This is a genomic window from Massilia rhizosphaerae (assembly GCF_016093545.1).
Lineage (GTDB): Bacteria > Pseudomonadota > Gammaproteobacteria > Burkholderiales > Burkholderiaceae_D > Telluria > Telluria rhizosphaerae.
Map to the genome: position 1 here is coordinate 261692 of NZ_JADKYX010000006.1, position 24125 is coordinate 285816.

At 68.6% G+C, this 24125-nt stretch carries 26 protein-coding genes; 6 read left to right on the top strand and 20 right to left on the bottom strand.

Annotated elements, in window-relative coordinates; genetic code table 11:
• Positions 1–81: 81 nt before the first annotated feature.
• The 3 genes from ISF28_RS12165 to ISF28_RS12175 all read left to right on the top strand — a co-directional run bounded on the left by ISF28_RS12165 (position 82) and on the right by ISF28_RS12175 (position 2361).
• Positions 82–1101 (top strand): LysR family transcriptional regulator, encoded by a 1020-nt coding sequence (locus ISF28_RS12165; protein WP_198117442.1) that lies wholly within the window; start codon positions 82–84, stop codon positions 1099–1101.
• Between the two features lie 56 nt (positions 1102–1157).
• Positions 1158–1730, top strand: coding sequence for a gamma-glutamylcyclotransferase (locus ISF28_RS12170; protein ID WP_198117443.1), 573 nt, complete (start codon positions 1158–1160; stop codon positions 1728–1730).
• An 82-nt stretch (positions 1731–1812) separates the two neighbouring features.
• Positions 1813–2361: an ankyrin repeat domain-containing protein gene (locus ISF28_RS12175; protein WP_198117444.1), complete on the top strand. Its 549-nt coding sequence runs from the start codon at positions 1813–1815 to the stop codon at positions 2359–2361.
• A gap of 153 nt (positions 2362–2514) precedes the next feature.
• Here ISF28_RS12175 and ISF28_RS12180 read toward each other — a convergent pair whose 3' ends face one another.
• Entirely contained in the window at positions 2515–3234 is a 720-nt protein-coding gene (locus ISF28_RS12180; RefSeq protein ID WP_198117445.1) for a PadR family transcriptional regulator, read from the bottom strand.
• 139 nt (positions 3235–3373) lie between these two features.
• On the opposite strand from ISF28_RS12180, the gene ISF28_RS12185 reads away from it, so the two are divergent.
• Positions 3374–4702 (top strand): deoxyguanosinetriphosphate triphosphohydrolase, encoded by a 1329-nt coding sequence (locus ISF28_RS12185; protein ID WP_198117446.1) that lies wholly within the window; start codon positions 3374–3376, stop codon positions 4700–4702.
• A 48-nt stretch (positions 4703–4750) separates the two neighbouring features.
• On the opposite strand, the gene ISF28_RS12190 is transcribed toward ISF28_RS12185, so the two are convergent.
• From ISF28_RS12190 to ISF28_RS12280, 19 genes are all read right to left on the bottom strand, one after another.
• Complete coding sequence (locus ISF28_RS12190; protein ID WP_370663423.1) at positions 4751–5026, bottom strand: AAA family ATPase; 276 nt, start codon at positions 5024–5026, stop codon at positions 4751–4753.
• 33 nt (positions 5027–5059) lie between these two features.
• Positions 5060–6199 (bottom strand): PA0069 family radical SAM protein, encoded by a 1140-nt coding sequence (locus ISF28_RS12195; RefSeq protein WP_198117447.1) that lies wholly within the window; start codon positions 6197–6199, stop codon positions 5060–5062.
• Positions 6200–6370: 171 nt separating this feature from the next.
• Positions 6371–7651, bottom strand: a complete 1281-nt coding sequence (locus ISF28_RS12200; RefSeq protein WP_198117448.1) for a type II secretion system protein GspD — start codon at positions 7649–7651, stop codon at positions 6371–6373.
• Entirely contained in the window at positions 7648–8001 is a 354-nt protein-coding gene (locus tag ISF28_RS12205; protein ID WP_198117449.1) for a hypothetical protein, read from the bottom strand. Before ISF28_RS12205 ends, ISF28_RS12200 begins: the two co-directional genes overlap by 4 nt.
• Positions 7998–8558 carry a GspMb/PilO family protein gene (locus tag ISF28_RS12210; protein ID WP_198117450.1) on the bottom strand — a complete coding sequence of 187 codons (561 nt, stop codon included), beginning with the start codon at positions 8556–8558 and terminating at the stop codon, positions 7998–8000. Before ISF28_RS12210 ends, ISF28_RS12205 begins: the two co-directional genes overlap by 4 nt.
• The gene (locus ISF28_RS12215; RefSeq protein ID WP_198117451.1) at positions 8555–9199 is read right to left on the bottom strand and encodes a PilN domain-containing protein; all 645 of its coding nucleotides are present in this window, start codon (positions 9197–9199) and stop codon (positions 8555–8557) included. Before ISF28_RS12215 ends, ISF28_RS12210 begins: the two co-directional genes overlap by 4 nt.
• Positions 9192–10295, bottom strand: coding sequence for a pilus assembly protein PilM (gene pilM, locus ISF28_RS12220; RefSeq protein ID WP_198117452.1), 1104 nt, complete (start codon positions 10293–10295; stop codon positions 9192–9194). Before pilM ends, ISF28_RS12215 begins: the two co-directional genes overlap by 8 nt.
• Positions 10292–11446 carry a GGDEF domain-containing protein gene (locus ISF28_RS12225; protein WP_198117453.1) on the bottom strand — a complete coding sequence of 385 codons (1155 nt, stop codon included), beginning with the start codon at positions 11444–11446 and terminating at the stop codon, positions 10292–10294. The genes pilM and ISF28_RS12225 overlap by 4 nt, the downstream gene beginning before the upstream one ends.
• 16 nt (positions 11447–11462) lie before the next feature.
• Positions 11463–12362 carry a DNRLRE domain-containing protein gene (locus ISF28_RS12230; protein ID WP_198117454.1) on the bottom strand — a complete coding sequence of 300 codons (900 nt, stop codon included), beginning with the start codon at positions 12360–12362 and terminating at the stop codon, positions 11463–11465.
• Positions 12359–12820: a prepilin-type N-terminal cleavage/methylation domain-containing protein gene (locus ISF28_RS12235; protein ID WP_198117455.1), complete on the bottom strand. Its 462-nt coding sequence runs from the start codon at positions 12818–12820 to the stop codon at positions 12359–12361. Before ISF28_RS12235 ends, ISF28_RS12230 begins: the two co-directional genes overlap by 4 nt.
• Positions 12817–13251, bottom strand: coding sequence for a hypothetical protein (locus ISF28_RS12240; RefSeq protein WP_198117456.1), 435 nt, complete (start codon positions 13249–13251; stop codon positions 12817–12819). Before ISF28_RS12240 ends, ISF28_RS12235 begins: the two co-directional genes overlap by 4 nt.
• Positions 13252–13253: 2 nt before the next feature.
• Complete coding sequence (locus ISF28_RS12245; protein ID WP_198117457.1) at positions 13254–13790, bottom strand: prepilin-type N-terminal cleavage/methylation domain-containing protein; 537 nt, start codon at positions 13788–13790, stop codon at positions 13254–13256.
• 11 nt (positions 13791–13801) lie between these two features.
• Entirely contained in the window at positions 13802–14380 is a 579-nt protein-coding gene (locus ISF28_RS30485) for a prepilin-type N-terminal cleavage/methylation domain-containing protein (RefSeq protein WP_229519031.1), read from the bottom strand.
• Positions 14381–14495: 115 nt separating this feature from the next.
• A complete protein-coding gene (locus tag ISF28_RS12255) occupies positions 14496–15626 on the bottom strand; it encodes a type II secretion system F family protein (RefSeq protein WP_198117458.1) in 1131 nt (376 codons plus the stop codon).
• 9 nt (positions 15627–15635) lie between these two features.
• Entirely contained in the window at positions 15636–17684 is a 2049-nt protein-coding gene (locus ISF28_RS12260) for an ATPase, T2SS/T4P/T4SS family (protein WP_198117459.1), read from the bottom strand.
• The gene (locus ISF28_RS12265) at positions 17685–19169 is read right to left on the bottom strand and encodes a sensor histidine kinase (protein WP_198117460.1); all 1485 of its coding nucleotides are present in this window, start codon (positions 19167–19169) and stop codon (positions 17685–17687) included. It lies immediately after the preceding gene.
• A gap of 55 nt (positions 19170–19224) precedes the next feature.
• Positions 19225–19845 carry a tRNA-uridine aminocarboxypropyltransferase gene (locus ISF28_RS12270; protein ID WP_198117461.1) on the bottom strand — a complete coding sequence of 207 codons (621 nt, stop codon included), beginning with the start codon at positions 19843–19845 and terminating at the stop codon, positions 19225–19227.
• Positions 19846–19874: 29 nt separating this feature from the next.
• On the bottom strand, positions 19875–20489 hold the full coding sequence (locus ISF28_RS12275; RefSeq protein ID WP_198117462.1) for an NADPH-dependent FMN reductase: 615 nt from the start codon (positions 20487–20489) through the stop codon (positions 19875–19877).
• Entirely contained in the window at positions 20486–20956 is a 471-nt protein-coding gene (locus ISF28_RS12280; RefSeq protein ID WP_198117463.1) for a MarR family winged helix-turn-helix transcriptional regulator, read from the bottom strand. The genes ISF28_RS12275 and ISF28_RS12280 overlap by 4 nt, the downstream gene beginning before the upstream one ends.
• Positions 20957–21283: 327 nt before the next feature.
• Here ISF28_RS12280 and ISF28_RS12285 point away from each other — a divergent pair, with 327 nt between their 5' ends.
• On the top strand, positions 21284–22528 hold the full coding sequence (locus ISF28_RS12285; protein ID WP_198117464.1) for a dienelactone hydrolase family protein: 1245 nt from the start codon (positions 21284–21286) through the stop codon (positions 22526–22528).
• A gap of 206 nt (positions 22529–22734) precedes the next feature.
• A complete protein-coding gene (locus ISF28_RS12290; protein ID WP_198117465.1) occupies positions 22735–23934 on the top strand; it encodes an esterase/lipase family protein in 1200 nt (399 codons plus the stop codon).
• Positions 23935–24125 lie beyond the last annotated feature (191 nt).

Sequence of the window (24125 nt, forward strand, 5' to 3'; positions counted from 1 at the left end):
CGATTTAATGTTTCCGCCATTAAAAAATAAAACGGACTATCATACAAACAATATTTTTCGCTCTATTTATCGGACTTTCTGATGAATCCAACCCTGCGCCAGATGCGCGCCTTCGTTGCCCTGGCAAAGACCGGCAACTTTACGCTTGCCGCACAGTACATGCACGTTACACAGTCAGCTTTGTCCGGTTTGATCAAAGAGTTGGAACAAACTCTCGGCGTCCGTGTCGTCGACCGCAATACACGACGCATCGCACTCACCGAAACAGGGAACGAACTGTATCCCCTATTCAGCCAGATGATCGACGATCTCGACCGTGCGCTTGCGAACATTGCGGACCAAGCGCAACTCAGGAAGGGCATCGTGCGCGTCGCCGTGCCTCAATTGATGGCCTGCACCCTGCTGCCGCAAGTGATCGCGGCATGGCGCGCGCGCTACCCGGACATCGGCATCAGCCTGTCCGATTCGCCGGTCGAAGCGGTGACGACGCGCGTGCTCTCCGGGGAAACGGATTTCGGCATCGGCCCCGAACGCGACGGCGCGCCGCAACTGGAAGCGCGCGAATTGATGGAGATGCCGTTCGAAGCCGTCGTCCCGCCCGATCATCCGCTGGCGCGGCAAAGCCGGCTCGGCTGGAGCGATCTCGCCGCGCATCCGCTGATTTCGCTGCGCGGCCAGTTCACGGAACGGCTGCTGGCCGACATGGGAGGCGAACACGGCCGCGGCAAAGGAGACGGCGCAGGTGAAGTCAACCGCGCCGGCAAAGGCGAGGCCAAAGGCGGCGTCCGGGCCGACAGCCTGCGTGAGATCGCGTTGAGGCCGGCCCACGAAGTGACCTATATGACGACGGCGCTGGCCATGGTCGCGTCCGGCCTCGGCGTCACCGTGTGCATGCCGTATGCCGCACCGCTCGTCCGCCTGCACGGCTTGCGCATGCTGCCGCTCGACGCACCGGTATTGACGCGCCGCTTCTTCGTCTACACGCGCGAGCAGCGGTCGCTGTCGCCGGCGGCGACCGCGTTCATCGCGTTCCTGTACGACTGGGTCGGCGCGGCCGACAATCCCGCTGGTGCCATACGGCGCAACACGGCACGCGCCTGACGCCGCAGAACGGCCGCGCTAGAATGCAAGTTCCTTTAAGCAACCTCCCGTCATCGATGTCCCATAACACCATCGCGATCAACCAGCGCATGGGCAAGTTCGACGACCACGCCAGCGTCTGGCTGTTCGGCTACGGCTCCCTCATCTTCAAGGCCGACTTTCCCTATCTCGAGCGGCGCCCCGCCAGCATCGCCGGCTGGACCCGGCGCTTCTGGCAAGGCTCGCACGACCATCGCGGCACCGAGACGGCGCCGGGGCGGGTTGTCACGCTCGTGCCGGACCCGGGCGCGACCTGCCACGGCATGGCCTACCTCGTCACACCCGAGGAATTCGCCCACCTCGATTACCGCGAAAAGAACGGCTACCTGCGCCTGGCGACCGACATCCGATTCGACGACGGCGGCCAAGCGGAAGGCCTCGTGTACATCGCCACGCACGACAACGCGGCCTATCTCGGCCCGGCGAGTGAGCGCGACATTGCGCTGCAGATCGCCTCCGCGCGTGGCCCGAGCGGACCGAACAGCGAGTACCTGCTGGAACTGGCCAAGGCCCTGCGCGCACTCGGCAAGCCCGACCCGCATGTGTTTGAGATCGAGCGGCACCTGCAAGAGTTCCAGCACCGCGTTTGATCCCGCGCGACTCCGTCGCTGCCGTGCGCGGCGCGGCCATGTGTTCTAATCTGTCGAGCCGTACGCCAATCAGGAGATGCCGATGCAGGAGACGCCGCAGTCACCGCCCCGCCCGCCGTCGGCCAGCGAGCTCGACGACGACACGCTGGCCTTCGTGCGCAAAGTCTTCCACTACGCGCGCGCCGGAGAGGCCGGCGAACTCGCGACGCTGCTGGGCCAGGGCTTGCCGCCCAACCTGCGCAACGAACGCGGCGACAGCCTGTTGATGCTGGCCTGCTACCACGGCCATGCGGACGCGGCCCGGGTGCTGCTGGAACACGGCGCCGACCCGGAACTCATGAACGACGCCGGCCAGACGCCGCTCGCCGGCGCCGCGTTCAAGGGCGATACGGCGCTCGCCACCCTGCTGCTGGACCACGGCGCGGCGGTCGACCACGCGGGCCCGAACGGCAAGACGGCGCTGATGTTCGCCGCGATGTTCAACCGCGGCGACATCGTCCGCCTGCTGCTGGCGCGCGGCGCCGATCCGTTCCGCCTGGACGCGGACGGCAACGCGATCCTCGACGCGGCGCGCAGGATGGGTGCGGCCGACACGACGGAATTGCTGGCGGCCGTGACCAACGAACGCTGAGCGTTTTCGTCTTGGGCGGCGGCGGCGGCCGGGACGGCACGTCGGCCGACCCGTCGTTTGGCGACGCTGTCGGCGCTGTCGGCAAGCCGACGCATGCTGTCCGGTGCGCCGGTCCGCCACTCGAGCCCCGCTTGGGGCCCGCCGAGGTCTCGCTCAGCGCCCGGCCGCGCCGTCCTGGCCGCCGCTGGCCGGCCCCCGCTCGATCTCGGCTGCGGCGCGCGTGAGGATCGCGGCAATGCGCCCCTGTTCATCCACCGACGCGCCCGCGCGCGTCATCAGCGCGCGCTTGAGCGCGTGGCGGGCATCGGCCAGTTCCGCCGACCAGGCGCCGCGTCCGCCCACACCCTCCCCGCCTTCGGCGAGGGCGCTGCGCATCAGGTCCATCTTTTGCGCGGCCTGCTGCAGCCGCGCAAGCAGCATGTCGACGCGTTCGCGGTTGGCGTCCAGGTGGGCGCGGCCTTCGTCCGACAGCGAATAACGCTTGCGCGTGCCTTCGAGCTGGATGGTGACCCAGCCCAGGTCCTCCATGCACGCGAGTGCCGGGTACATCATGCCCGGGCTCGGCGCATAGAAGCCGTTCGACCGCGTTTCCAGCGCCTTGATGAGCTCGTAGCCATGGCTGGGCTGCTCGGCGATCAGCGCCAGCAGCAGCAATTGCAAATCGTCCGACGACAACTTGCGTCCGCGCGGCAGGCCGCCGTCATCGGAAAAGCCGAAGCCGCCCGGGTGGCCGCCGCGACCGTGGTGTCCGCCGTGGCCGTGACCGTGACCGTGGCGAGGGGAGAACCCGGCATGATCGTGGTGGTGATGGTGGCCGTGGTGATGATCGTGATGGTCGTGATGATGATGGCCATGGTGCATCGGATGTGGCATCTTTAACTCCTTTATATCGTAAGATACATCGTAAGATATAGCATGAAGTTGATATCGTCAACCATTATGTAGCACGGTCCGCTACGGGAAAGGACGGTGTACACTGGCGCACACCTTTTGATTGCGGGGAACGATGTCGATGGAATGGGAACGCCTGGTCTCGACGATGCGCCTGGGCCGCGAGGATGACCGGGGCGATGGCGGCAGCCGGTCGGAATACATGCGCGACTGGGACAGGCTCGTGTATTCGAGCGCATTCCGGCGCCTGCAGGACAAGACGCAAGTGTTTCCGCTGTCCGACAGCGATTACGTGCGCACGCGCCTCACGCACAGTATCGAAGTGTCGTCGGTCGGCCGCTCGCTGGGCATGCTGTGCGGCGAGTTCATCAAGGAGCGCGCGCCGGCGCTGTCGATGGCGCCGCAGGACTTCGGCAGCATCGTGGCCGCCGCCTGTCTCGCCCACGACATCGGCAACCCGCCATTCGGCCATTCCGGCGAAGCCGCGATCCAGTCATGGTTCGCCGACCACGCCGACCGCTGGCTCGCCGGTCTCGGCGAACGCGAACGCCTGGACTTCCTGCGCTTCGAGGGCAATGCGCAGGGCTTCCGCCTCGTCACGCGGCTGCAGAACGCCGTCGACCACGGCGGCTTCCAGTTGACCTATGCGGTGCTGGCCGCGTTCATGAAATACCCGCGCGCGTCGGATCTGCCGCGCAACAAGGACAAGATCAGCGAGAGGAAATTCGGCTATTTCGCGGACGATGCCGCGACGGCCGCACGCGTCGCCGACCAGGTCGGACTCGTGCCCAAGGGGCCGGGCGCGTGGGCGCGCCATCCGCTCGCGTTCGTGATGGAGGCGGCGGACGACATCTGCTACGGCATCGTCGACCTGGAAGACGGCCATCGCCTCGGCCGCGTCTCGTTCGACGAAGCACGCAACCTGCTGTGGCCCATCGCCTTTCCAGACGGCGCCGTCGACAGCCCGTCCTACCGGCAACTGGCCGACGACACGGGCCGCGTGGAATATCTGCGCGCCCGCGCCATCGGGCATCTCGTGGACGCCGCGCTGGACGTCTTCCGCACTCACTACGACGCCATCATGGACGGCCGCTTCGAGCAGGATCTCGTCGGCGCGTCACGCTTCGCGCCGGAACTCGAGGCGATCGCCACGCTGTCGCGCGAGCGCATCTATGCCACGCCGTCGGTGCTGCAGATCGAGGCCGCCGGCTTCGACATTCTCGGCGGCCTGCTGGGCAAGATCGTGCCTGCGCTCGTCAAGCCGGAAGCGGACCGCACGCCGGCCGACCGGAAGATCGCCCAGATCATTCCCCAGCCATTCGGCCGCGGCGCCACGCCGTACGCGCGCCTGCTCGGTGCGACCGATTACATTTCCGGGATGACGGACAGTTTTGCGCTGACGCTGTTCCGACGCCTGCACGGGATCGAGTTGCCGGGAACGATCGTCTAGCCGGCGCCGTCGAGCACGCGCCGCACCTGGCGTGCCCGCTCTTCCACGCTACCGTGCACGACGATGTACGGGATGCCGCGCGTGTCCAGGTCCCGCAGCACCAGTTGCTGGATGCGGCCGCGCCTGTGCCATCGCCTCGTCCTCGGCCGCGCGGTGCTTGACGGCGATCTCGACGTAATCGTCCGGCCCCAGCCGGCCCCGCTTGTCTTCCCAGATGAAGCGGCCGATCTCCGGCACGGCGACGGTGTCGTAGGCGTGCGCCAGATAATGGGTCAACGTCGACTTGCCGGTCGATTCCGCGCCGACGAAGACGACGCGCCGCACGTCGTCCGCTACCTTGCCTGCTCCACTGCCCTTTCAGAACAGGTCCATCTGCGCCGCCGCCGTGCTGGCCGGCTTGACGACGGTTTTCGGCACGACGAGCGGGCGGCGGAACTGCGAGCCGTCCAGCTTGTGGAAGCGTCCCATATAGCCATCCATGCCGAGGCGCTTGACGGCCTTCGTGAAACGCTGGCGGATCAGGTCGGCCCAGATGCCCTCGCCCGTCATGCGTTTGCTGAAATCGCTGTCGTAGTCCTTGCCGCCGCGCATGTCGCGGATGCGGTTCATCACGCGCTGGGCGCGGTCGGGAAAATGAGCGTGCAGCCACTGCTGAAACAAGGGGTTCACTTCCCACGGCATGCGCAGCACCGTGTAGTGGGCGCCGACGGCGCCGGCGTCCTTCGCGGCTTCCAGGATGCGCTCGATTTCCGGTTCCGTGACGAACGGGATGATGGGCGCGACGCTCACGCTGACGGGAATGCCGGCCTCGGTGAGCGTGCGGATCGCGCGCAGGCGGCGCGCGGGCGCGGCCGCGCGCGGCTCGAGCGTGCGCGCAATCTCGCCGTCCAGGGTCGTCAGCGTGATGGCGGCGCCGGCCAGGCCCTGCTCGGCCATAGGCGCGATCAGGTCGATGTCGCGTTCGATCAGGGCGGACTTGGTGATCAGGCCATACGGATGGCGGCATTCGGCCAGGACTTCCAGCACCTCGCGCGTGAGGCGGCGCTCGCGTTCGCAAGGCTGGTAGGCGTCGGTATTGACGCCGATGGCGATGTTTTCGGGCACGTAACCGGGCCGCGCCAGCTCCCGCCGCAGCAGTTCGGCGGCATTGACCTTGGCGAAGATGCGGCTTTCGAAGTCAAGCCCGGGCGACAGGCCGAGATAGGCGTGCGTCGGGCGCGCGAAGCAATAGATGCAGCCGTGCTCGCAGCCGCGGTAGGGATTCAGCGACACATTGAACGGAATGTCCGGCGAACTGTTGCGCGTGAGAATGGTCTTCGCGATCTCGTCCGTGATGACGGTCTTGAGCGCCTTGGCTTCCGGGCCCAGCCCGGGCACCGTCCAGCCGTCGTCGAAGTGCTCGCGGGCATGCACCTCGTAGCGTCCCTGGACGTTCGCGACGGCGCCGCGCCCCTTGAGCGGCACCGGCCCATTCACGCGTTGTGGAAACGGCAGCATGACCTGACTTTCCACACCTTTTACCGCACCACCCAAGCTGGCTTTACCGCGGTTCATACGGCGCTCCTTAGTACTGTATGTTTATACAGTATAGTACGCCGATCCCGGCACGTGTTCAAGCGCTCGCATGCACCGCTTGTTGTTGCACAACACCGCTGCATGAGGCTTGGCCTACTTCAGCGCCGCCGGTGCCTTCAGCCCGTCGGCGATGTCGTCCGCGTTTTGCCGGATGCGCTCGGCGGCCCGGGCGTCGTCCGCGGTGCCGCCGGCGGGCAGCAGGTGCGGGGTGATCACCACCACGGTTTCCGTCAGGCTGCCGTGCCGCTCGCTGTTGGCGAACAGGTTCCCGAGCACCGGGATGTCGCCCAGCACCGGCACGCCGGTGCGCTGCTGCGTCGCGCTGGATTTGATCAGGCCCGCGATCAGGATCGATTGTCCGTCCTCCGCGACCAGTTGCGTCGTGACCTGCGTCGTCTTTTTCGACGGCACGCCGTTCAGGACCGAGCCGGAACTCACTTCCGGCCTGACCTTGAGCGCGATCCTGCCGTCGGCGTCGACCGACGGCGTCACGTGCAGGATCACGCCGGTGTCGAGGAACTGCACGGATTCGCTGGTGACGTTGTTGATGGTCGTCGTGACCCGGTAGCCCAGCTCGTCGCCGATGGTGATGCCGGCTTCCTCGTTTTCCAGCGCGAGCAGCTTGGGCGTGGCCAGGGTGCGCACCTTGTTCTTGGTCGACAGCGCCGACAGGTAGGCGGTGAAGTCGCAGTGGCAGCTGATGTAGTTGAAGAACAGGCCGGGCTGGCCCTGCTGGGCGAGTCCGCCGACGCCGATCTTCGTGCCGTTCTTGAGCACCTTGGTCCAGTCGATGCCGAAGTTTTCGCTGTCGTCCAGCGTGACCTCCAGGATCTTCGCTTCGATCATGACTTGCCGCGGCGCCGTGTCGATCTGGCGCAGCAGCGCTTCGATGCGCGCCAGCCCCGCCTCGGTGTCCTCGGCCACGATCATCCGGCGCTGCGGCAGCACGGTCACCTTGCCGCCGGGTCCGACGTGCTTGCCGAGGATGTCGGCCACCAGCTTCGGGTCGGAGTACTGCACCTTCAATGCGCGCACCTGGATGTCGTCCGGCACCGAGCCCTGCGCCGCCAGCGCGGGATTCACGATCAGGTAGCCGTTGCCGCGCTCGACCACCTTGTAGCCGCCGGCCTCGGCGATCGCGTGGATCGCTTCGCTGGCCGTCATGTCGTACAGGCTGACGGCCACGTTGCCGGTCACGCCCTTGCCCACCATGATGCTCACGCGGTCGCGCGCGGAGATCATCTCGAACAGCTCGGCGATCGGCGTGTCGCGGAACAGATAGGTCGCGGTGTCCCCGGACGCCGGTCCGGCGGCGCGGGCGGCGCCGGCGATCAGGCACGCGGCGCAGGCGATGCAAACGAACAGGTGCTTCATCGCGCTGTCTCCCGGTCGAGCTGCAATACGAGACCGACGTTGCCGCGCTTCAGGCTCACGCGCCGCTCCTCGATCCTGACGACGCGCCAGTCGCCGGCCAGGTCGCCCTCGCGCAGCACCAGGCCGTCGATGTCGGCAAGGGCCTCCGCACGGGAGAACAGGATGGCACGCAGGCGCGGTGCGGGCGGCTCGGGACGTGCCGCGGCGGCTGCGGCTTCGCCCGGGCCGTCCCCGGCCGGCGCCGCGGCGGCCGCGGCGGGCGTCCCCGGCCGCACGAACGGGTCGCGCAACGGCGCCGCCCCCGCCTGGCCGGCCAGGATCAGCGCGAGCATCGCCACGGCCGGCTTCAAGACACGCTCCCCATGCCATAGACGGCGATGCGCGCGCGCAGTTCGACCGTGCCGGCGGACTTCGTCGCCTGTAGCGCGAAACGCGGGATCGCCAGCCGGGACGCCGAGCCTTCGAGCGCGTCCAGCCACGCCAGCAGCGCCGCGTAGCTGCCGCGCGCTTCGACGTCGAATCCGGTCTGGACGAAGACCAGCGCCTGCTCCTTGGGCGCGGGCCGGATCGCCGTCACCGTGACGCCGCTGCTTGCCGCCAGCGCGCCGATCTCGCGGATCAGCCTCAGTTGCTCGTCCGCGCCCGCGCCCGTGACGCCGGTGCCGCCGAACTGCCCCGTCAACATGCGCACCGACGCTTCCAGCGCCGTCGCCTGGGCCTGCAGGCGCGCCAGGCCCGCGCTGGCCTGCGCCAGCTTCGTCTGCTCGGCATACAGGGCGCGCAGGCTGGCCAACGGGGCGCGCACCACCCCGAACCAGAGTGCGGCGCCGGCCGCCAGCAACACCGCGACGCCCAGCAGGTGCAGTTGGCGCGCGGGCGTACGGGCCAGGACGTCGCGGACGTTCATGGCGCCCGCTCCCGCTGGCGCAGCGTGGCGGTGGCGCGAAAGGCCAGTACGTCGCCGTCTCCGGGCCTGGCGCTGCTGTCGACGAAGCGCACGTCCACCAGCGCCGGGCTGCCCGACAAGGCGGCGAGGAAGGCGGCCAGCGCGGCCTGGTCAAGCGCGCGGCCGTCGATGTCGATGCGGTCGAGCAGGCGCCAGTCCTGGCGGCCCGCGGGGCCCAAGGTGTCGACCCGCAGCGTGCCCGCGGGCGCGGCGTCCGCGGTGCCCTGGTGCGGTGCGCGGTTGCGCACGAACTCGACCCGCTCCAGCCACACCTTGTCGCTCAAGGACGCGTCGAGCGCGCGCGCCAGGTCGGCGGCGGCGCCGACACCGCGCAGCGCCGCGTAGGCCCGGGCATTGGCGGTGAGCACGGTACGCCGCCGTTCGTCCGCGGCGACCAGGGTCCGCAGCGCGGCCGCGCGCGCGGCCGCGCCGCGCAGGTCCGCCAGGCGGGGCGTTTCGCGCGCCAGCCGCGCGCGCAGCGCGCCTGCGCCGACGGCGCCGGCCGCCAGCAGCAGCGCGAGCGCGGCGCCGTAGCACGCCAGCATCCGCTGCGCCCGCAGGGCGTTGAGGTAGCTGCGCGGGATCATGTCGATGTCAACCATGCGCCCTCCCGCGCAGGGCCAGGCCCGCCGCCAGCGCGATCCCGTGCGCCACGTTGCCGGCGGGCGCGAAGCCCGGGGCGAGCCGGAACGCACGGAACGGGTCGAGCACTTCCACCGGCAGGTGCGCGATGGCGGCGACATGGTCCGGAAGGTGGGCGTAACGGGTGACGTTGCCGTTCAAGTAGATCCGCCGCGCGCTCGCGCCGCGCGTGCGCGACGCGATGTACACCTGGGTGCGCGCCAGCTCCTCCGCGAGCGTGGCGAACTGCGGATGCAGGATCTCGCGGATCGCGCGTCCCATGTCGCGGTGCGACGCGGCGCCGGGCCGCGCCTGCGGGTCGCCGGTGCCGTGTTCGCGCAGCAGCGCGAGCGCGGCCGCGGGGGCCAGCCTGAGCACGTTCGCGAGCTTGTCCACCAGCTGCGTCTCGCCGAAGTCGATCTGGCGGTCGAGCATCAGGCCCTGGCCCGAGACGACGCTCAGGTAGCTCTTCCTGGCGCCGAAATTCACCAGGATGACGGCCTGCGTGTCGTCCTCCTGCATCGCGGCGAGCAGGCGCGCGATCGCGGCCGGCCCGACGTCGAGCGCGACCGGGTCCAGGCCGACCCCGCGCAAGGTATCGAGGTAGGCGACGATCTTGCGCACCGGCGCAACCGCGACCAGCGCCTGGCGCTGCGGTCCGGTGCCGTCGGGGCCGCGCACCGGGATATAGTCGACCACCGACTCCTCCGCCTTGCCGGCGCCGAGCTGCTCGCGCACCTGCCGGGCCACGGCCTGCCGTTCGCTCTCGCCCGGCGCGAGCTGCACGGTGAGCGACTGGATGCGCACGTCGGCCGGCGCCAGCGCGGCGATCACGCGCCGTCCGGCGAACGGCGCGCTGGCCAGCGCGTCGCGCACGAAGCCGCGCAGGCGGCGGCGGTCGGCCAGCAATGCCGCCCGGTCGACCGGATACGGCAATGCCGCCGCCGCGCGCACCACCGGGGCCTGCGCGCCCGGCTCGACCTGCAGCAGGTTCAGGCGCTCGCCCGCGAAATCGAGCCCGATCGGCGCGCGGACCGCGGGCCGGGCCAGGCGCACCCCGGCGAACGGCGGCTTCATGCGCACACCTTCACGGCCACATTGCAGCGTACCGCATTGCCGCCGGCGCGCTTGACTTCGTACAGCAGGTGGTCGGCCAGCTTGTAGGCCTCGTCGAAGCCGAAACCGCCGTGGGCCGGCAGGCGCACCATGCCGAGGCTGACGGTGGGCCGGAACTCGCGCGGCAACGGCTCGTCCATGTGTTGATGCACGGCGGCCAGCGCGCGCCCGATCCGCTCGCGCGCGTCCGGACCGTGCATGAGCAGCGCGAACTCGTCGCCGCCCAGGCGCGCCAGATAATCGTGTTCGCCGCACGCGCTGTCGAAGGCGGCCTGCACGGCGCGCAGCACGGCGTCCCCGCGGTTGTGGCCGAGCGTGTCGTTGATCGTCTTGAAGCGGTCGATGTCGAACAGCCCGAAGTAACTCTCCAGCCCGCGCGCCTGGTAGCGCGCCAGCAGGCGGTCGAATTCGCGCTCCATGTGGCGCCGGTTCCAGGCGCCGGTCAGGTGGTCGCGGTCGGCCAGGTCGGCCAGCTCGCGCTTGGCCTGCTCGAGGTGGAAGCGCGTGGTCAGGTCGTGTTTGCGCAGCGCCAGCGCGCGCGCCACAAGGACCAGCGTGATCAGGGCCGCCACGAGCATCATGCATTGCAGCAGCCACAGGTCGCGCGAGGCGAAGTGCGCGCGCCCGAACATGGTGGAGAGGGTGAAGACCGTGTAGATGGCGACGGTGGTCAGCAGCGCTTCGCGCAGGCCCCACGGCACCACCGGGACCAGCATGATCAGCACGCCGACCGACAGCAGCAGCACGGCGTTCAACTGGCCCGAGCGGTGCGCCAGCAGCACCAGCGCCGAGCCGCACACGATCAGGAGCAGCATCGCCAGCAGATACTGCGCGCGCAGGTCGGCCACGCGCGTGCTGGACACGCGGACGTGCAGCGCCAGTCCCGTCAACAGGCTGTAGGTATAGGTGTAGCCCGTGCCGAGGTCGGTGCAGGCCGACAGCGTGGCCGCCAGCGCCAGGAACAGCAGCGCGATCTGGCTGAGCAGGACGACCCCGTCGCGGGTCTCCTTGTCGATGACGGGCGCCGCGTAATCGCGCAATTCGGGCGTGGCGAAACCGGTGCTCGACCAGGCGCGGGACACGTGACGCAACAGCGATGTGGTGGATTTCATGGGCGGTCCGTGTTCGTCATGGGCAGCGTGGGTAGTAGTCCAGCACCAGTTCCGGCTGGTGGGCCTTGTCTTCGAGGGTGCCGAAGCGCGCCTGGGTCAGGCCGGACGACGTCAGCAGGACGCCATAGTTGGGCAATCTCTTTTTCAACCACGCGTCGGCGAGGCCGTCGATGCGCACGCTGTAGTACAGATTGGATTGCTTGGAAACGGACATGACCGCGGCCGGCGTGCCGACAGCATCGCCCCCCGGCACGGACCACGGCGCGGTCCACGTGGCGTTGGCCTCGGTCCACGCGGTCGTGACCCGCTGCAGGTAGACCAGCTGGGTCGCGGCGGTCGACTTGGTATTCGTCTGGAACAGCTTGAGCTGCGCCGAAACCGTCAGCACGTCGCCCAGCGACGTCAGCACGAACTGGAGCACGCCGCGTTCCTTGCCGTCGGTCAGCTCCATGAACATGACGGTGCCGTTCGGCGTCGTGTCGCCCAAGACGATGTAGGTATCGTCCGCGTTGGACGCGCTGGCCTTCCAGGTGACCGATGTGCGCTTGGCGGCGTTGTAGACCGGCACCGAGGCATTCGCCAGGCGCACCGTCTGGCCCCCGCTCGCGGTCGCGCTGACGTCGATCGAAAGACCGCCCGCGACGTCCATGACGGCGTTGGTGACGATCGTGCCGCCGGGCAGGCTGAAACTGCCGAACTGGACGGCGCTCGTGCATCCCAGTTGCTGGTTCTGCCACCTGGCCAGGTTCTGGCCCGCCTTGGCCAGGTAGCGGGCGACCTGGGCATCGTAGTCCAGGTCGATCTGGGACACGCTCATCGATGCCTCGCGCACCATCGCCCACGCCAGCGCGCCGACGAAGGCGAGCGTCAGCGCCATCGGCACCAGTACAAGCCCGTCCGCGCCGCCGGACCTCATTGCGCGCCTCCGAGGCGTACCGTCATGCCGGTGCTGGCGCTCGCGTCGCCGCGCGCCAGCGTCAGCGTGACCTGGACCAGTTGCTGGCCGGCCACCGTTTCCGGCGCCGTCACGGAAAAACCGGTGACGTTGTCGGCCAGCACTCCGTCCGGATTGGTTTGCACGAGCTGCCCGTTCGCGAGCTTGAACGTTTGCGCGAACCAGGTGCCGGTCGTGGTCGTGTCCGTGCCCTGTTTCAGCATGCCCTGGGGACTATTTTCGATCACATAAGCCATGCGTCCGAGCGCGAACTCGGCGTCGCGCAGCAGGATCTGGCGGTCGGCCGCGATCGCGCACGCGGTGGCCATGTCGGCCGTCAGGCCGGCCAGCGGGGCCAGCATCAGCGCCGCCAGCGCGAGCGCGATCAACAGCTCCACCAGGGACAGGCCGCGCGCGGGGCGAACGATGGTCCGGCTCATCGCGCCACCAGCGTCGAGAAGCTGTAGCCCGACTCCGGGGACGAGACCGTCACGTACAGCAGCACGTCCTCGAGCTGCTGCGCGGTTTCGACGTCGGGATACGGCAGGAATACGGGCGCCTGGCCGTACCGGGCCCGGTACTTGGCGATGTAGACGTCGCGTTCGATGCAGCTGCCGTCGGCCGGCTGCGAATAACTGGTGGTCTGCTGCATGTCGCGTGCGGCCTGCCACAGGTTGATGTACGGCTCGGCGAGCACGGTTTCCATGGTCGCCTGCAGACAGCGCATGTCGCGCATCTTCGCCTTGGCCACGTCGGGCGCCGCCAGCGCATTCCTGACCGCGTTCGCCATGGGCATGACGCACAGCGCCAGCAGCAGCGCCGCCGCCATCACCTCCAGATAGGCGAAACCCTGCTCGTCATGGACCGGCATGTTCAAAACGTCACCTTTCCCATCGCGGCGTCGATCGTCACCCGGCGCACCGTCCGGCCATGGCGCAACGTGACCAGGCCGTCGTTCTTGAGCGTGACGGCGTTGCCGCCGCTGTCCAGCCCGGCAGCCGGCAACCCGTCGGGGCCGTACGCCAAGGTACGCGTCGTCGTGCTGTTGCTGTACTGGAATACGGCGCTCACGATCGCCACGTCCAGCGCGCCGGCGCCGAAGGCGATCCGGTATGCGCCCTTGTCGACCGGATGCATGACCGTCACGCTCGTATCTTCCGCGTAATAGGCGTCGAGCCGGTACACACGCACCACCTGGCTCGCCGGATCGAAGTCGACCGCATACCACGCGCCGCCGCGCAGGGCCGCCGCCTGCGCGAAGCGGCATGCCTCCCGGATTTCGCTGGACGCGGCGTCCAGGCGCGGGCCATCCAGCGCGTCGGCCGGCGGCACGCCGATCGAGACCACCAGCGCGACGAGCGCCAGCACCACCACCATCTCGATGAGCGTGACCCCGGCGCGGCGCGCCATCCGGCACCGCGTCAATGGGTCCAATAGCCGTTGCCGCGGCGGTCGTTCGCGTTGCTGTTCATGTCGATGCGTCCGGTGACGTAGTTGTAGCGCCAGCCGCCCGTGGCCGCGGCAGGCGCCGTGGCGGTGCCGGTCGTGCTGACGATGGCGACCACGTTCGTCGGCGGATTGCTGATCGGCTCGATCGGCAGCTGTTCGCGCAGGTAGGGGCCGTACAGGAAGCCGGCACCGGCCGCGCTGCACGTGTGGCCGGTCACGTCCGAATACATGGTCAGCTGTTCCTTCAGCGCATCGCCGGTATTGATCGCGGCGGTACCCAGCGTGCCGCTGGCGGCCGTGCATGCCGCCGAATCGCCGCCGGTGGAGGCGGTCGCGGCCGGGAACGTGTTGTTGTGCTGCACGCGGTACATCTCGATCGCGGAGCGCAGGTTGTTCAGGTTGGCGTCGAGGGTCGATTCCTGCGCGTCGGCGGTGGTATTTGAAAATTGCGGTATGGCGATCGCCGCCAGGATGGCGATGATGATGACCACGATCAGCAATTCGATCAGGGTGAAGCCTCGGGAACGCGGAGTACGGAATGGAATGTTCATCTCAGCCTTCTTTCATGGTTACGCTGCAGTTGAAGACGGGCATTTTCTTGAACAGCGGAAATACAGTACCACCGAGAAAAATTCCTTTTTTGCTATAGCGCATGCCTGTGCCGAATCAATGAACGGCGCGGGACATCTTGAAGATCGGCAATATTATTGAGGTGACAATCGTTCCCACCAGGACGCCCATGATCATGAGCATGGCGGGCTCGGCCATCTTGGCCAATTGGTTGAGCTGGCGGGTCAGGTCGCGTTCGTAGAAATCGGCCACGCGCCGCATCACCGGGCCGACCTCGCCGGTCTCCTCGCCCGTGTCGATCATCTGCTTGACGCTGGCCGGGATCAGCGGGCTGGCGCGAAACACGGCGGCAATGCCGTTGCCTTCCGTGACGCCCACCTCGACTTCGCCCAGGAACTGCCGGAACTCGGCGTTGGGAATCACGTTGCGGCAGGCGCCGAGCGTGGCCAGGATGGTCACGCCGCGCTCGAGCGACACGCCCATCACGCGCAGCAGGCGGGTCAGGTAGATCTTGACGAAGATATGGCGCACGAACGGCAGGCGCAGCTTGAGCCGGTCGAGCCGGTGCCGCGTCGCCGGGCGCATCAAGGTGGCCGCGGCGCCCGCCGCCGCCAGGGCGACGCCGCCCGCCAGCAGGGCCCAGTGATGGATCAGCAGGTCGCTGACCGCCATCAGGATCTTGGTGGTGAGCGGCAGCTGGTCGTAGATGCCCTTGAACATCACCGAGAACCTGGGAAAGACCGCCGTGAGGATGAAGATCACGACCAGGGTCGAAAACACGGCCAGGAAGCCCGGATAGGCCAGCGCGCCGATCATGGTGTTGCGCAGGCGTTGCTGTTGCTCGTCCATCTCGACCAGCTGCTGCAGCACCTGCGACAGGAAGCCGCCCTGCTCGCTGGCGCCGACCAGGTTGGTGTACGTGGGCGGGAACAGCGCGGGATGCTTGAGCAGCGCCTCGGAAAAGCGTTGCCCTGCCACGATGTCGTGCGCCAGCTCGTCGAGGATGGCGCGCAGTTGCGGCCGCTCGGCCTGGTCGCGCAGCACGCACAGTGCGCGGTGCAGCGACACGCCGGTATCGAGCAGCAATGCCAGGCGCTCGGTGAGCAGCATGCGCTCCGGCGTGCCGGGTCGCCATTGGAGCCAGGGCGGCAGGACCAGCGCGGCTTGCGCGGCGCCCGTGTTCGCGGGCCGGTCGTCCAGTTCGAAATCGTCCCATTCCAGCGCCACGGTCCGCTCCTAGGTTGCCGTTACCACGCGCGCGATTTCCTCGGGCGTCGTTTCGCCCGCGAACGCGTGCGCCATGCCGTCCGCGTACAGGTCGACGTGGCCGCGCGCGTCCAGGTGGCGCGTCATCGCGTCCTTGCCGGCGTTGGCGGCCACCATGCGTTGCAGGTCGGGATCGATCTCCAGCAGTTCGTAGATCCCGAGCCGTCCCCTGTACCCCGAGTCGTAGCAGGCCGGGCAGCCGCGCCCGCGCGCCAGGCGCAGCGTCCCCTCGCCCTTCCAGCCCCAGGACGCGGCGGCGCCCGGCGGCGCCATGTAGCTGGTGCGGCACTGGCCGCAGATGCGGCGCACGAGGCGCTGCGCCATCACGCCGATCAGGGCCGACGACAGCAGGTACGGCTCGACGCCCATCTCGACCAGGCGCGCGACCGCGCCCAGCGTATCGTTCGTGTGCAGCGTGGTCAGCACCAGGTGGCCGGTGAGCGCGGCCTGTACCGCGATCTCCGCGGTCTGGCGGTCGCGCACCTCGCCCACCATGATCACGTCCGGGTCCTGGCGCAGCACGTGGCGCAGGATGCGCGAGAACGACAGGCCGATCACGTCGTTGACCTGGTTCTGGTTGATGATCTCGAGCTGGTATTCGACCGGATCCTCGATGGTGACGATGTTCTTCTCGATGCTCTTGAGGTGGCTGATCGCCGAGTACAGGCTCGTGGTCTTGCCGCTGCCGGTGGGCCCGGTCACCAGGATCAGCCCGTGGCTGCGCGCCAGCAGCCGCTTGAAGCCCGCCAGCGCGCCCGAGCTCATGCCGAGGCGGTCGACGTCCAGGATCGAGCGGTCCTTGTCGAGCACGCGCAGCACCACCTTTTCGCCGTAGATGCCGGGCAGCGAGGAAAACCGCAGGTCGATGGTGCGTCCGCGCGTGACCACCTGGATGCGGCCGTCCTGCGGCAGGCGGCGCTCGGCGATGTCGAGGTTGGCCATCACCTTCAGGCGCGACACGATCGCCGGGTGCAGTTCGGCGCGCGGCGACATCACTTCGTACAGGATGCCGTCCACCCGCAGCCGCACGCGCGACTTGTTGCGGCCGATTTCGATGTGCACGTCGCTCGCGTGGTCGTGCACGGCGCGCTGGATGATCGCGTTGACCAGGTTGATCACCGGGCTGGCGCTGGCCATCTCGTCGATCCGCGTGTAGTCCTGCGGCAGCGCGCTTTCGACCAGTTCCAGGTCGTCGGCCTCGCTGTGCACGAAGTCGGGGATCTCGCCGCCGTACGCTTCCTCGCGCGCGCGTTCGAGCTCGCCCGGCGGCGCCAGCGCCACCCGCACGCGCAAGGCCGTCGCCGAGCGGATCTCGTCGACGTTGTGCAGCGCCTGCGGCTCGTTGGTGGCGATCGTCAGCGTGCCGTCGACGACGAACAGCGGCAGCACGTTCAGGCGCCGCGCGACGCCGGCGTCGAGCAGCGCGACCGCCGCCGGATCCCACAGCCCGGCGCGCGGATTGACGAACGGGACGCCGAGCTGCTCGGCCAGCGCCTGGCACAGCGCGGCCTCGGACAGCCAGCGCTTTTCGATCATGATCACGCCCATCCGCTTGCCGGTCTGCTGCTGCAGCTTGGCCGCCTCCTCGACCTGGGCGGGCGTCAGGGCGCCGCGCGCGACGAGGATGTCGCCCAGCTTGTTGCGGACCGGATCGCGCGCGGCGCCCGGCGGCAGCGACGGCGCCTGCGGCCGCGCATGGGGTTGCGTGTCGTACAGCGCCACGCGGTCGACGACGCCGGTCACGGCCAGCACGTCCAGCAGCAGCGGACTCGGATAGGCCAGGCGCAGCCAGCCGCCGAGCGCCGCCAGGCGCGCGCCCGCATGCACGAACAGGTCGAGCGCGTGGCCGGACAGGACCTGCACCTTGCCCAGGTCCAGCACGATCGCCACCTGGTGCTGGGCCACGCTGTCGTCGATGGCCTCGGCCAGCGCGGCGACGCTCTCGCGCGTCACCAGCGCGCCGGACGGCGCCAGGTACACGAGGGCACCGATCCGCGTGCGCGTGACGGCCGTTTCCATCTAGCCCTCCCCCGGCTCGGCCCGGGCGCGTTGCAGGTGGATCGAAAAGGTGCTGCCGTGTCCCGGTTCGCTGTCGAGTTCGAGCCGGCCCTGGTGCAGCTCGACGATCTGCTTGGCCAGGTAGAGGCCCAGGCCGTGGCCGCCGCGCCCGGCCGCCCCGGCGTCGCGCACGCGGTAGAACTTTTCCATCACGCGCGCCTGGTCCTCGGGCGCGATGCCGATGCCGCCGTCGCGCACCGAAATCACGAGCTCATGGTCGCCCTGTTCCGCCGCCAGCGTGACGCTGCCGCCGTCGTTGCTGTACTTGACCGCGTTGTCCAGCAGGTTGTTCAGCGCGATGCGCAGCAGGTCCAGGTCGGCCGCGACCGCGTCCAGCGCATGCGGCAGTTGCAGATGCAGCCGCACCTGGCGGCCGTGCGCGCGCGGCTGCGCCAGCTGGACGCAGTCGCGCAGCAGCCCGTCGAGCTTGACGCGCTGGCGCTCCGGCCGCATCGCGCCGGTCTCGAGCCGGCTCACGTTCAGGAGGTTGTTCACGAGCGTGGCCATGCGCTCGGCCTCGTCCTGGATCGTGTCGATGGCCCGCGCGCGCGGCGCCACGTCGCAGCCGGGATCGGCCAGCTGTTCGACGGCCGTGCCGATCACCTGCAGCGGCGACGCGAGTTCGTGCGACACATGGGCCACGAAATCGTTGCTGGCCTGGCGCGCGACCTGCTCGCGGGTGGCGTCACGCAGCACGACCAGGGTGCCGAACACCAGGTCGCTGCCGTCGCCCGTGAGCGGCTGGACGGTGGCGCACAGGTGCTTGTCCGGCACCCGCGCGGGCGTGAATTCGATGGTGGAGCGGCGCAGCGCATCGGAACTGCCGTTGCGCACCGCGGCCAGCAGGGCGCGCAGCGGCGCGTCCTCGCACCACGCCTGCGGCGGCAGCGCGAAGACCCGCTCCATCTGCACCCCGAGCATCGGTTCGATCTTGCCGCTGGCGAAGATGACGTCGCCGGCCGGATCCAGCACGAGCACGCCGTCGGGCAGGCACTGGAGCACCGCCTGCATCTTGTCGCGCGCATATTCCATCAACCGGGCGTCGGCCTCGCCCGCCATGCGCGCCCGTTCCAGCTCGCGGATGTGCGCGGCCGCATGCTCGACCGCCTGGGCCAGGCCGCGCGCGAGCAGCCGCGGGCTCGCCGCGCCCGCGCCTGCGCCCGCCGGCTGCGCCGGCCTGCCGTCGCCGGCCAGTGCCTGCAATGGCGCCACCAAGGCCGCCAGCGGGGCCAGCTCGCGCAACAGCAGCAACCAGGCCAGCAACGCCGGCGCGGCCACGGCCAGCGCGACGTGCAGCACGTCCTCGAGGACCACGCGCTGGCCCCGGCCGTGCCATGCGGCGAGCACCGCGAGCACGCTGGCGCAACACGCCGAGGCCACGACAACAGCCGGGCGCTGGGCCTTGATCCGGGCAAGGATGGTCGAAACGGCAAAGGCGCGGCTCATTTTTCCTCCAGGAAAATAACCTACTGTCGCGCGGTGCCGCTTGTGTTGTGCTGGATCAGCTGCCTTTCGCCAAGTAGGGATCGTGCGCGGCCAGTTGTTGTACGAAACCGTCAAATGCGGCCAGCAGCGGCTCGTAGCGGCCCGGATCGCCCTCGATCCGGGCCAGCGCGAGCGCCGCCGCTTCCAGCGTGGACAACTGGTGCGCCGCATGCGCCTTGCGGATCCGGTACGCCGACGGCGCCACGTCGTGCAGCGCCAGGCGCGGCAAGGATTGCAACAGGGGGTTCAGGTGAAGCATCTTGCGGCTCTTGCGCCAGGTGGCGTCGAGCACGACCAGCGTCACGTCTTCGGGACGCGGCGGCGGCAGCGGCGCCGGTGCGGCCGGGGACGGCGGCGTGTCCGGATACAGCAGCAGGGGCGTGCGGCCGTCCGCGCCCAGCAGCGCCGCCAGTTGTCCGGGCGCGAACGCCTCGCCCACTTCGAGCCGGCTGCCGGCCAGGCACAGGTGCAGCAGGCGCGCGCTGTTCTTGGCGTTGCGCACTTCGAGCGGATGTTGCAGGATCAGCAGGCCGGCGCGGCTGGACAGCGGCCGCACCCAATGGCAGATGCAGGCGCTCTGCGCGCGCAGGCAGGCGGCGCAGGTGGCGCGCTTTGTCGGAGAAGATGGATCGGTCATGGGCGGCGATTGTAGCGCCACCCGGACACTCACTGGCTGCCCATGCGCTGCCCCGCCTGCGGCGCATCGGCCGCCGTGACGGGCGCATCCGGCCGCAACGTCTTCAGGGCGCGACTCCACGCCACCACCTGGTCGAGCATGGCGTCGACGGCCTGCTCGTGGTGCGCGGCCGGGTTGAACGTCGTGAAATCGTCGAAGTCCGTGCGCAGCGACAGCATCACCTGCGCGCGCACGTCGGCGACCATCAGCTCGCCCATCACGAGGCGCAGGCTCTCGATGGCGCGCGCGCCGCCCGCGCTGCCGTAGCCGACGAAGCCCGCGGCCTTGTTGTTCCACTCCCGGTACAGGAAATCGATCGCGTTCTTCAGCGCGCCGGACGTGCCGTGGTTGTACTCGGGCGTGACGAAGACGTAGCCGTCGAAACCGGCGATCGCGGCGGCCCACGCCTTCGTGTGCGGGTGCGCGTACATGCCGAATGACGGCGGCACCGGCTCGTCCAGCAGTGGCAGGTCGAAATCCTGGATGTCGACCAGCTCGAACACGGCGTCGGCACGCATGCCGGCGATGTCCAGCACCCAGCGCGCCACGTCCGGCGCCTTGCGGCCGGGCCGGGTGCTGCCGACGATGATCCCGATCTTGATCATGGTGTTCCTCCTCCATCTCGAGTGATGCGAGCGATTCGATCCGTGCCCTCCAGCAGCCGTTGCAATTCCTCCAGCACGGCGGCGGCCGCCGCCGCCGCGTCGCCGTCGAGCCGCGCGACCGTCGCCTGCCGCAGCGCGGCCGCTTCCGCCCGCACCTGCCCCGCGACGGCGGTGCCGTGCGGCGTCGGGACGATGCGCTTGACGCGGCGGTCGCCCGGTTCCGAGTCGCGCCGCACGAGACCGCCCGCGACGAGGCGGTCGAGCGTCGTCACGAGCGTGGCGCCGTCCACCCCGAGCCGCAGCGCCAGTTCCCGCTGCGACGGCGGCTCCGGGCTGTCCGCGACGGCCGCCAGCGCGTTCCAGCCGGCCGTCGTCAGCCCATGCGCCTTGAGGTGGCGTTCCAGCGCGAGACGCCAGGCACGGGCGCCGCCTTGCAAGGCTTGCAGGAAACGGTCGTCGGTAAGCATGTCAAGGAAACATGGGCGGCCCAATCGTTGGCCAGGCCGATTATCTGCCTGTTATGGCAAATGTGGCCACACACGAAGATTTAGTTCGAGAATTGGTTATTCGGACATTGCTCTGAGAAATCACCGTGCTTAGAATCAATTCATTCCACGAGGCAATCAGTTGGAACCTCGAAAAACCGTCGCGAGCGGCCGCAGTTGCGATTGAGAAGCGCAGCTGTACGAGCAGTACAGCGAGCATCGCAAAGCGCAAATGCAACGCGCAGCAGGTTTTTAGAGCTTCCGGCTCTCGGGGAAAACGTGCAAACCCGGTGTCTTCCAGAGTGTTCTATGTTTAAAGCCCGTATTTCCGTTCGCAAACTGACTTTCGCCTGCCTCGCCGCCCTGTCCCTGCTGCCGGGACTCGCAATCGAGCAAGAGTTGCAGCTCGATTACCGGATCAACGAACACATCATCCTGATCCCGGCCGGCCAGGACCACCAGGCTCGCCTCGAGACGACCGTGTTCGAGCCGAACGGTCCGGGCCCCTTCCCGCTCGTCATCATCAACCACGGCAAGGACCCGGGCCACCCGAACCTGCAGCCGCGCGACCGCTTCTACCACATGGCGCACGCCTTCGTGGAGCGCGGCTATGCCGTGATGGTGCCGATGCGCCAGGGCTTCGCCAACTCCACCGGCTATTACCACGACCACGGCTGCGACATGACGGCCAACGGCTACACCCAGGCCGACGACATCCGCTCGACCCTCGAGTACGCGCGCGACCAGCAATGGGTCGACGCCGACCACATCGTCGTCGTCGGCCAGTCGTACGGCGGCCTCGCGACGATCGCGCTGGGCACCCAGGACCTGCCGGGCGTGCGCGGCCTGATCAACTTCGCCGGCGGCCTGCGCGACGACAGCAACGGCTGCGGCTGGCGCTCGGCGCTCGTTTCCGCCTTCGCCGAGTACGGCGCGCAGAACAAGATCCCGAGCCTGTGGATGTATGGCCAGAACGATTCGCTGTTCTCGCCGGAACTGGTGGCGCGCATGCACGACGCCTTCGAACAGGCCGGCGGCCACGCCCAGCTCGTCGAGTACGCGCCGTTCAAGCGCGATTCGCACGGCATGCTGGCGAGCCGCGACGGCGAGAAGGTCTGGCTGGCGGACACGATGACCTTCTTGAAGCAGGTCGGCATGCCGACGAAAGTGCTGTACAAAGTGCCGGAGCCGCCGCAGCCGCAGGCGACCAATTTCGCCGGCCTCGACGACGTCGACGCCGTGCCCTTCCTGTCCGAGAACGGCAGGCGCGCCTATCGCGAATACCTGACCAAGATGACGCCGCGCGCGTTCGCCGTGTCGCCCAGCGGCGCCTGGTGCTGGGCCGAGGAAGGCGAGGACCCGGACACCCGCGCCCTGGCCACCTGCTCGGCCAAGAGCGACACGCCGTGCCGCCTGTATTCGGTGGACGACAACGTCGTCTGGAACCCGGACCTGGCCGAGAAGGCCGCCGTCACGGCGTCCAACACGCCGTTGCCGCCCGCGCCGGGCGATGGCGCCGTCGGCAATGCGGCCGGCGTGACGGCCACGAACTGAACCCCTTTCTCCTCGCTTGACAGGCGGCCGCTGGACGGCCGCTTTTTTTCGCTCCGCACAATGGCCCTGGACACAGTGCGTAGATGCGACACCGGCGGTATTTTGTTGCGCTGCAACAGTCTTTTTACCGTCCGGGTCGAGGCAGCGCAAACTCTGCCGCGAATATCAAACCGACAATGAGCTCGCCACGTCCAATGGAGAGTCATATGTTGCGACTGACGAACACCTGCGCCTGCGCGCTGCTGGCGCTTGCCTCGCTGCTGTGCGCCCCCGCCCGCGCCGTCAACAACGACCCGGTCGTGCTCGTGCACGGCTTCCTCGGCTTCGGACCGAACGAGCACCCGCTCGGCAGCTTCCTGTACTGGGGCGGCTACGGCAGCATCGCCTCGCACCTGGCCGTCTACCACGGCCCGCACGTCGTCTTCACGGCCCAGGTCGGCGCGATCGCGTCGAACTGGGACCGCGCGGCCGAGCTGTACGCCCAGATCAAGGGCGGCTGCGTCGATTACGGCGCCCACCACGTGGCCCGCTACGGCTACCCGGGCCAGCAGCAGAAGCCGCCCGGCAAATGCTGGGCCGCCGACCCGGCCGACAATCCCGAGCACTATCCGCTCGCGTTCTATCCGCAATGGGATGCCGCGCATCCCGTCCACATGATCGGCCACAGCCAGGGCGGCACGACGATCCGCGCGCTGATCCAGCTGCTTGAACACGGCTCGCCGGACGGCGACGAAGGCGGCGGCGACTTGTACAAGGGCGGCAAGATCGGCTGGGTGAAGAGCGTCGTCACGATCTCCGCGCCGCACAACGGCACCACGCTGCGCGACGCCGTGCTGGACGTGCTGCCGAACCTGCGCAGTCCCTTGCGCGACATCCTCGACAACGAACTGGCCCACTGGGAAATGGCGCCGGACGGCGCGCGCGAATTCAACCTCTGGGCGCTGACTTCACCCTCGGTCTATTATTTTTCGGTGGGCACGCTGGCGACGGAAGCCGGCGCCTGGTGCTGCAACGGCACGGACCGCGCCATCGCGCCCGTGCAGAACGCCGAATTCCAGTATCCGCGCGCCGACATGATCCCGTACTTCAAGCTGTTCGCGGGCGAATGGATCGTCGGCGCGCTGGCCCAGCCGGGCATGGGATCGTACACGCAGAACGCGCCGGGCCGGGTCCGCATCGACAGCGCCTGGTTCCCGAACGATGGCGTCGTCAACACGATCAGCATGCGCGCGCCCGCCGGGCACCCGGTGCGCGATTACGACGGCACGGCGGTCAAGGGCGTGTGGAATTTCCTCGGCAATTACCGTGGATACGACCATTTCGACATCCTGAACTGGCCGAACGAGGGGCCGTCGGCCGATCCGATCTACGACCGGATCAGCGACATCATCTTCAGCCTGGATTGAGCGCGCTTGGTGGGCACGGGGTGCCCACCCTTGTATCTTGATAGAGTTGATGGTTAGCTACCATCAACTGAGGTGAAGAGCAGCTTGAGCCCACCCTTAAGGCATAGACCTTCGAGTGTAGATTAAGCCCTTCACCTCTCCCACCCCATTGCTGAACACTGGACGGTATCCGAGGGCGCTGACCCTGCATG

What these genes read in the sequence shown, in the direction of transcription:
- ISF28_RS12165 (WP_198117442.1), top strand. Translation starts at nt 82, where the DNA reads ATGAATCCAACCCTGCGCCAGATGCGCGCCTTCGTTGCCCTGGCAAAG.
- ISF28_RS12170 (WP_198117443.1), top strand. Translation starts at nt 1,158, where the DNA reads ATGTCCCATAACACCATCGCGATCAACCAGCGCATGGGCAAGTTCGAC.
- ISF28_RS12175 (WP_198117444.1), top strand. Translation starts at nt 1,813, where the DNA reads ATGCAGGAGACGCCGCAGTCACCGCCCCGCCCGCCGTCGGCCAGCGAG.
- ISF28_RS12180 (WP_198117445.1), bottom strand. Translation starts at nt 3,234, where the DNA reads ATGCCACATCCGATGCACCATGGCCATCATCATCACGACCATCACGAT.
- ISF28_RS12185 (WP_198117446.1), top strand. Translation starts at nt 3,374, where the DNA reads ATGGAATGGGAACGCCTGGTCTCGACGATGCGCCTGGGCCGCGAGGAT.
- ISF28_RS12195 (WP_198117447.1), bottom strand. Translation starts at nt 6,199, where the DNA reads ATGCTGCCGTTTCCACAACGCGTGAATGGGCCGGTGCCGCTCAAGGGG.
- ISF28_RS12200 (WP_198117448.1), bottom strand. Translation starts at nt 7,651, where the DNA reads ATGAAGCACCTGTTCGTTTGCATCGCCTGCGCCGCGTGCCTGATCGCC.
- ISF28_RS12210 (WP_198117450.1), bottom strand. Translation starts at nt 8,558, where the DNA reads ATGAACGTCCGCGACGTCCTGGCCCGTACGCCCGCGCGCCAACTGCAC.
- ISF28_RS12215 (WP_198117451.1), bottom strand. Translation starts at nt 9,199, where the DNA reads ATGGTTGACATCGACATGATCCCGCGCAGCTACCTCAACGCCCTGCGG.
- pilM (WP_198117452.1), bottom strand. Translation starts at nt 10,295, where the DNA reads ATGAAGCCGCCGTTCGCCGGGGTGCGCCTGGCCCGGCCCGCGGTCCGC.
- ISF28_RS12225 (WP_198117453.1), bottom strand. Translation starts at nt 11,446, where the DNA reads ATGAAATCCACCACATCGCTGTTGCGTCACGTGTCCCGCGCCTGGTCG.
- ISF28_RS12230 (WP_198117454.1), bottom strand. Translation starts at nt 12,362, where the DNA reads ATGAGGTCCGGCGGCGCGGACGGGCTTGTACTGGTGCCGATGGCGCTG.
- ISF28_RS12235 (WP_198117455.1), bottom strand. Translation starts at nt 12,820, where the DNA reads ATGAGCCGGACCATCGTTCGCCCCGCGCGCGGCCTGTCCCTGGTGGAG.
- ISF28_RS12240 (WP_198117456.1), bottom strand. Translation starts at nt 13,251, where the DNA reads ATGCCGGTCCATGACGAGCAGGGTTTCGCCTATCTGGAGGTGATGGCG.
- ISF28_RS12245 (WP_198117457.1), bottom strand. Translation starts at nt 13,790, where the DNA reads ATGGCGCGCCGCGCCGGGGTCACGCTCATCGAGATGGTGGTGGTGCTG.
- ISF28_RS30485 (WP_229519031.1), bottom strand. Translation starts at nt 14,380, where the DNA reads ATGAACATTCCATTCCGTACTCCGCGTTCCCGAGGCTTCACCCTGATC.
- ISF28_RS12260 (WP_198117459.1), bottom strand. Translation starts at nt 17,684, where the DNA reads ATGGAAACGGCCGTCACGCGCACGCGGATCGGTGCCCTCGTGTACCTG.
- ISF28_RS12265 (WP_198117460.1), bottom strand. Translation starts at nt 19,169, where the DNA reads ATGAGCCGCGCCTTTGCCGTTTCGACCATCCTTGCCCGGATCAAGGCC.
- ISF28_RS12270 (WP_198117461.1), bottom strand. Translation starts at nt 19,845, where the DNA reads ATGACCGATCCATCTTCTCCGACAAAGCGCGCCACCTGCGCCGCCTGC.
- ISF28_RS12275 (WP_198117462.1), bottom strand. Translation starts at nt 20,489, where the DNA reads ATGATCAAGATCGGGATCATCGTCGGCAGCACCCGGCCCGGCCGCAAG.
- ISF28_RS12280 (WP_198117463.1), bottom strand. Translation starts at nt 20,956, where the DNA reads ATGCTTACCGACGACCGTTTCCTGCAAGCCTTGCAAGGCGGCGCCCGT.
- ISF28_RS12285 (WP_198117464.1), top strand. Translation starts at nt 21,284, where the DNA reads ATGTTTAAAGCCCGTATTTCCGTTCGCAAACTGACTTTCGCCTGCCTC.
- ISF28_RS12290 (WP_198117465.1), top strand. Translation starts at nt 22,735, where the DNA reads ATGTTGCGACTGACGAACACCTGCGCCTGCGCGCTGCTGGCGCTTGCC.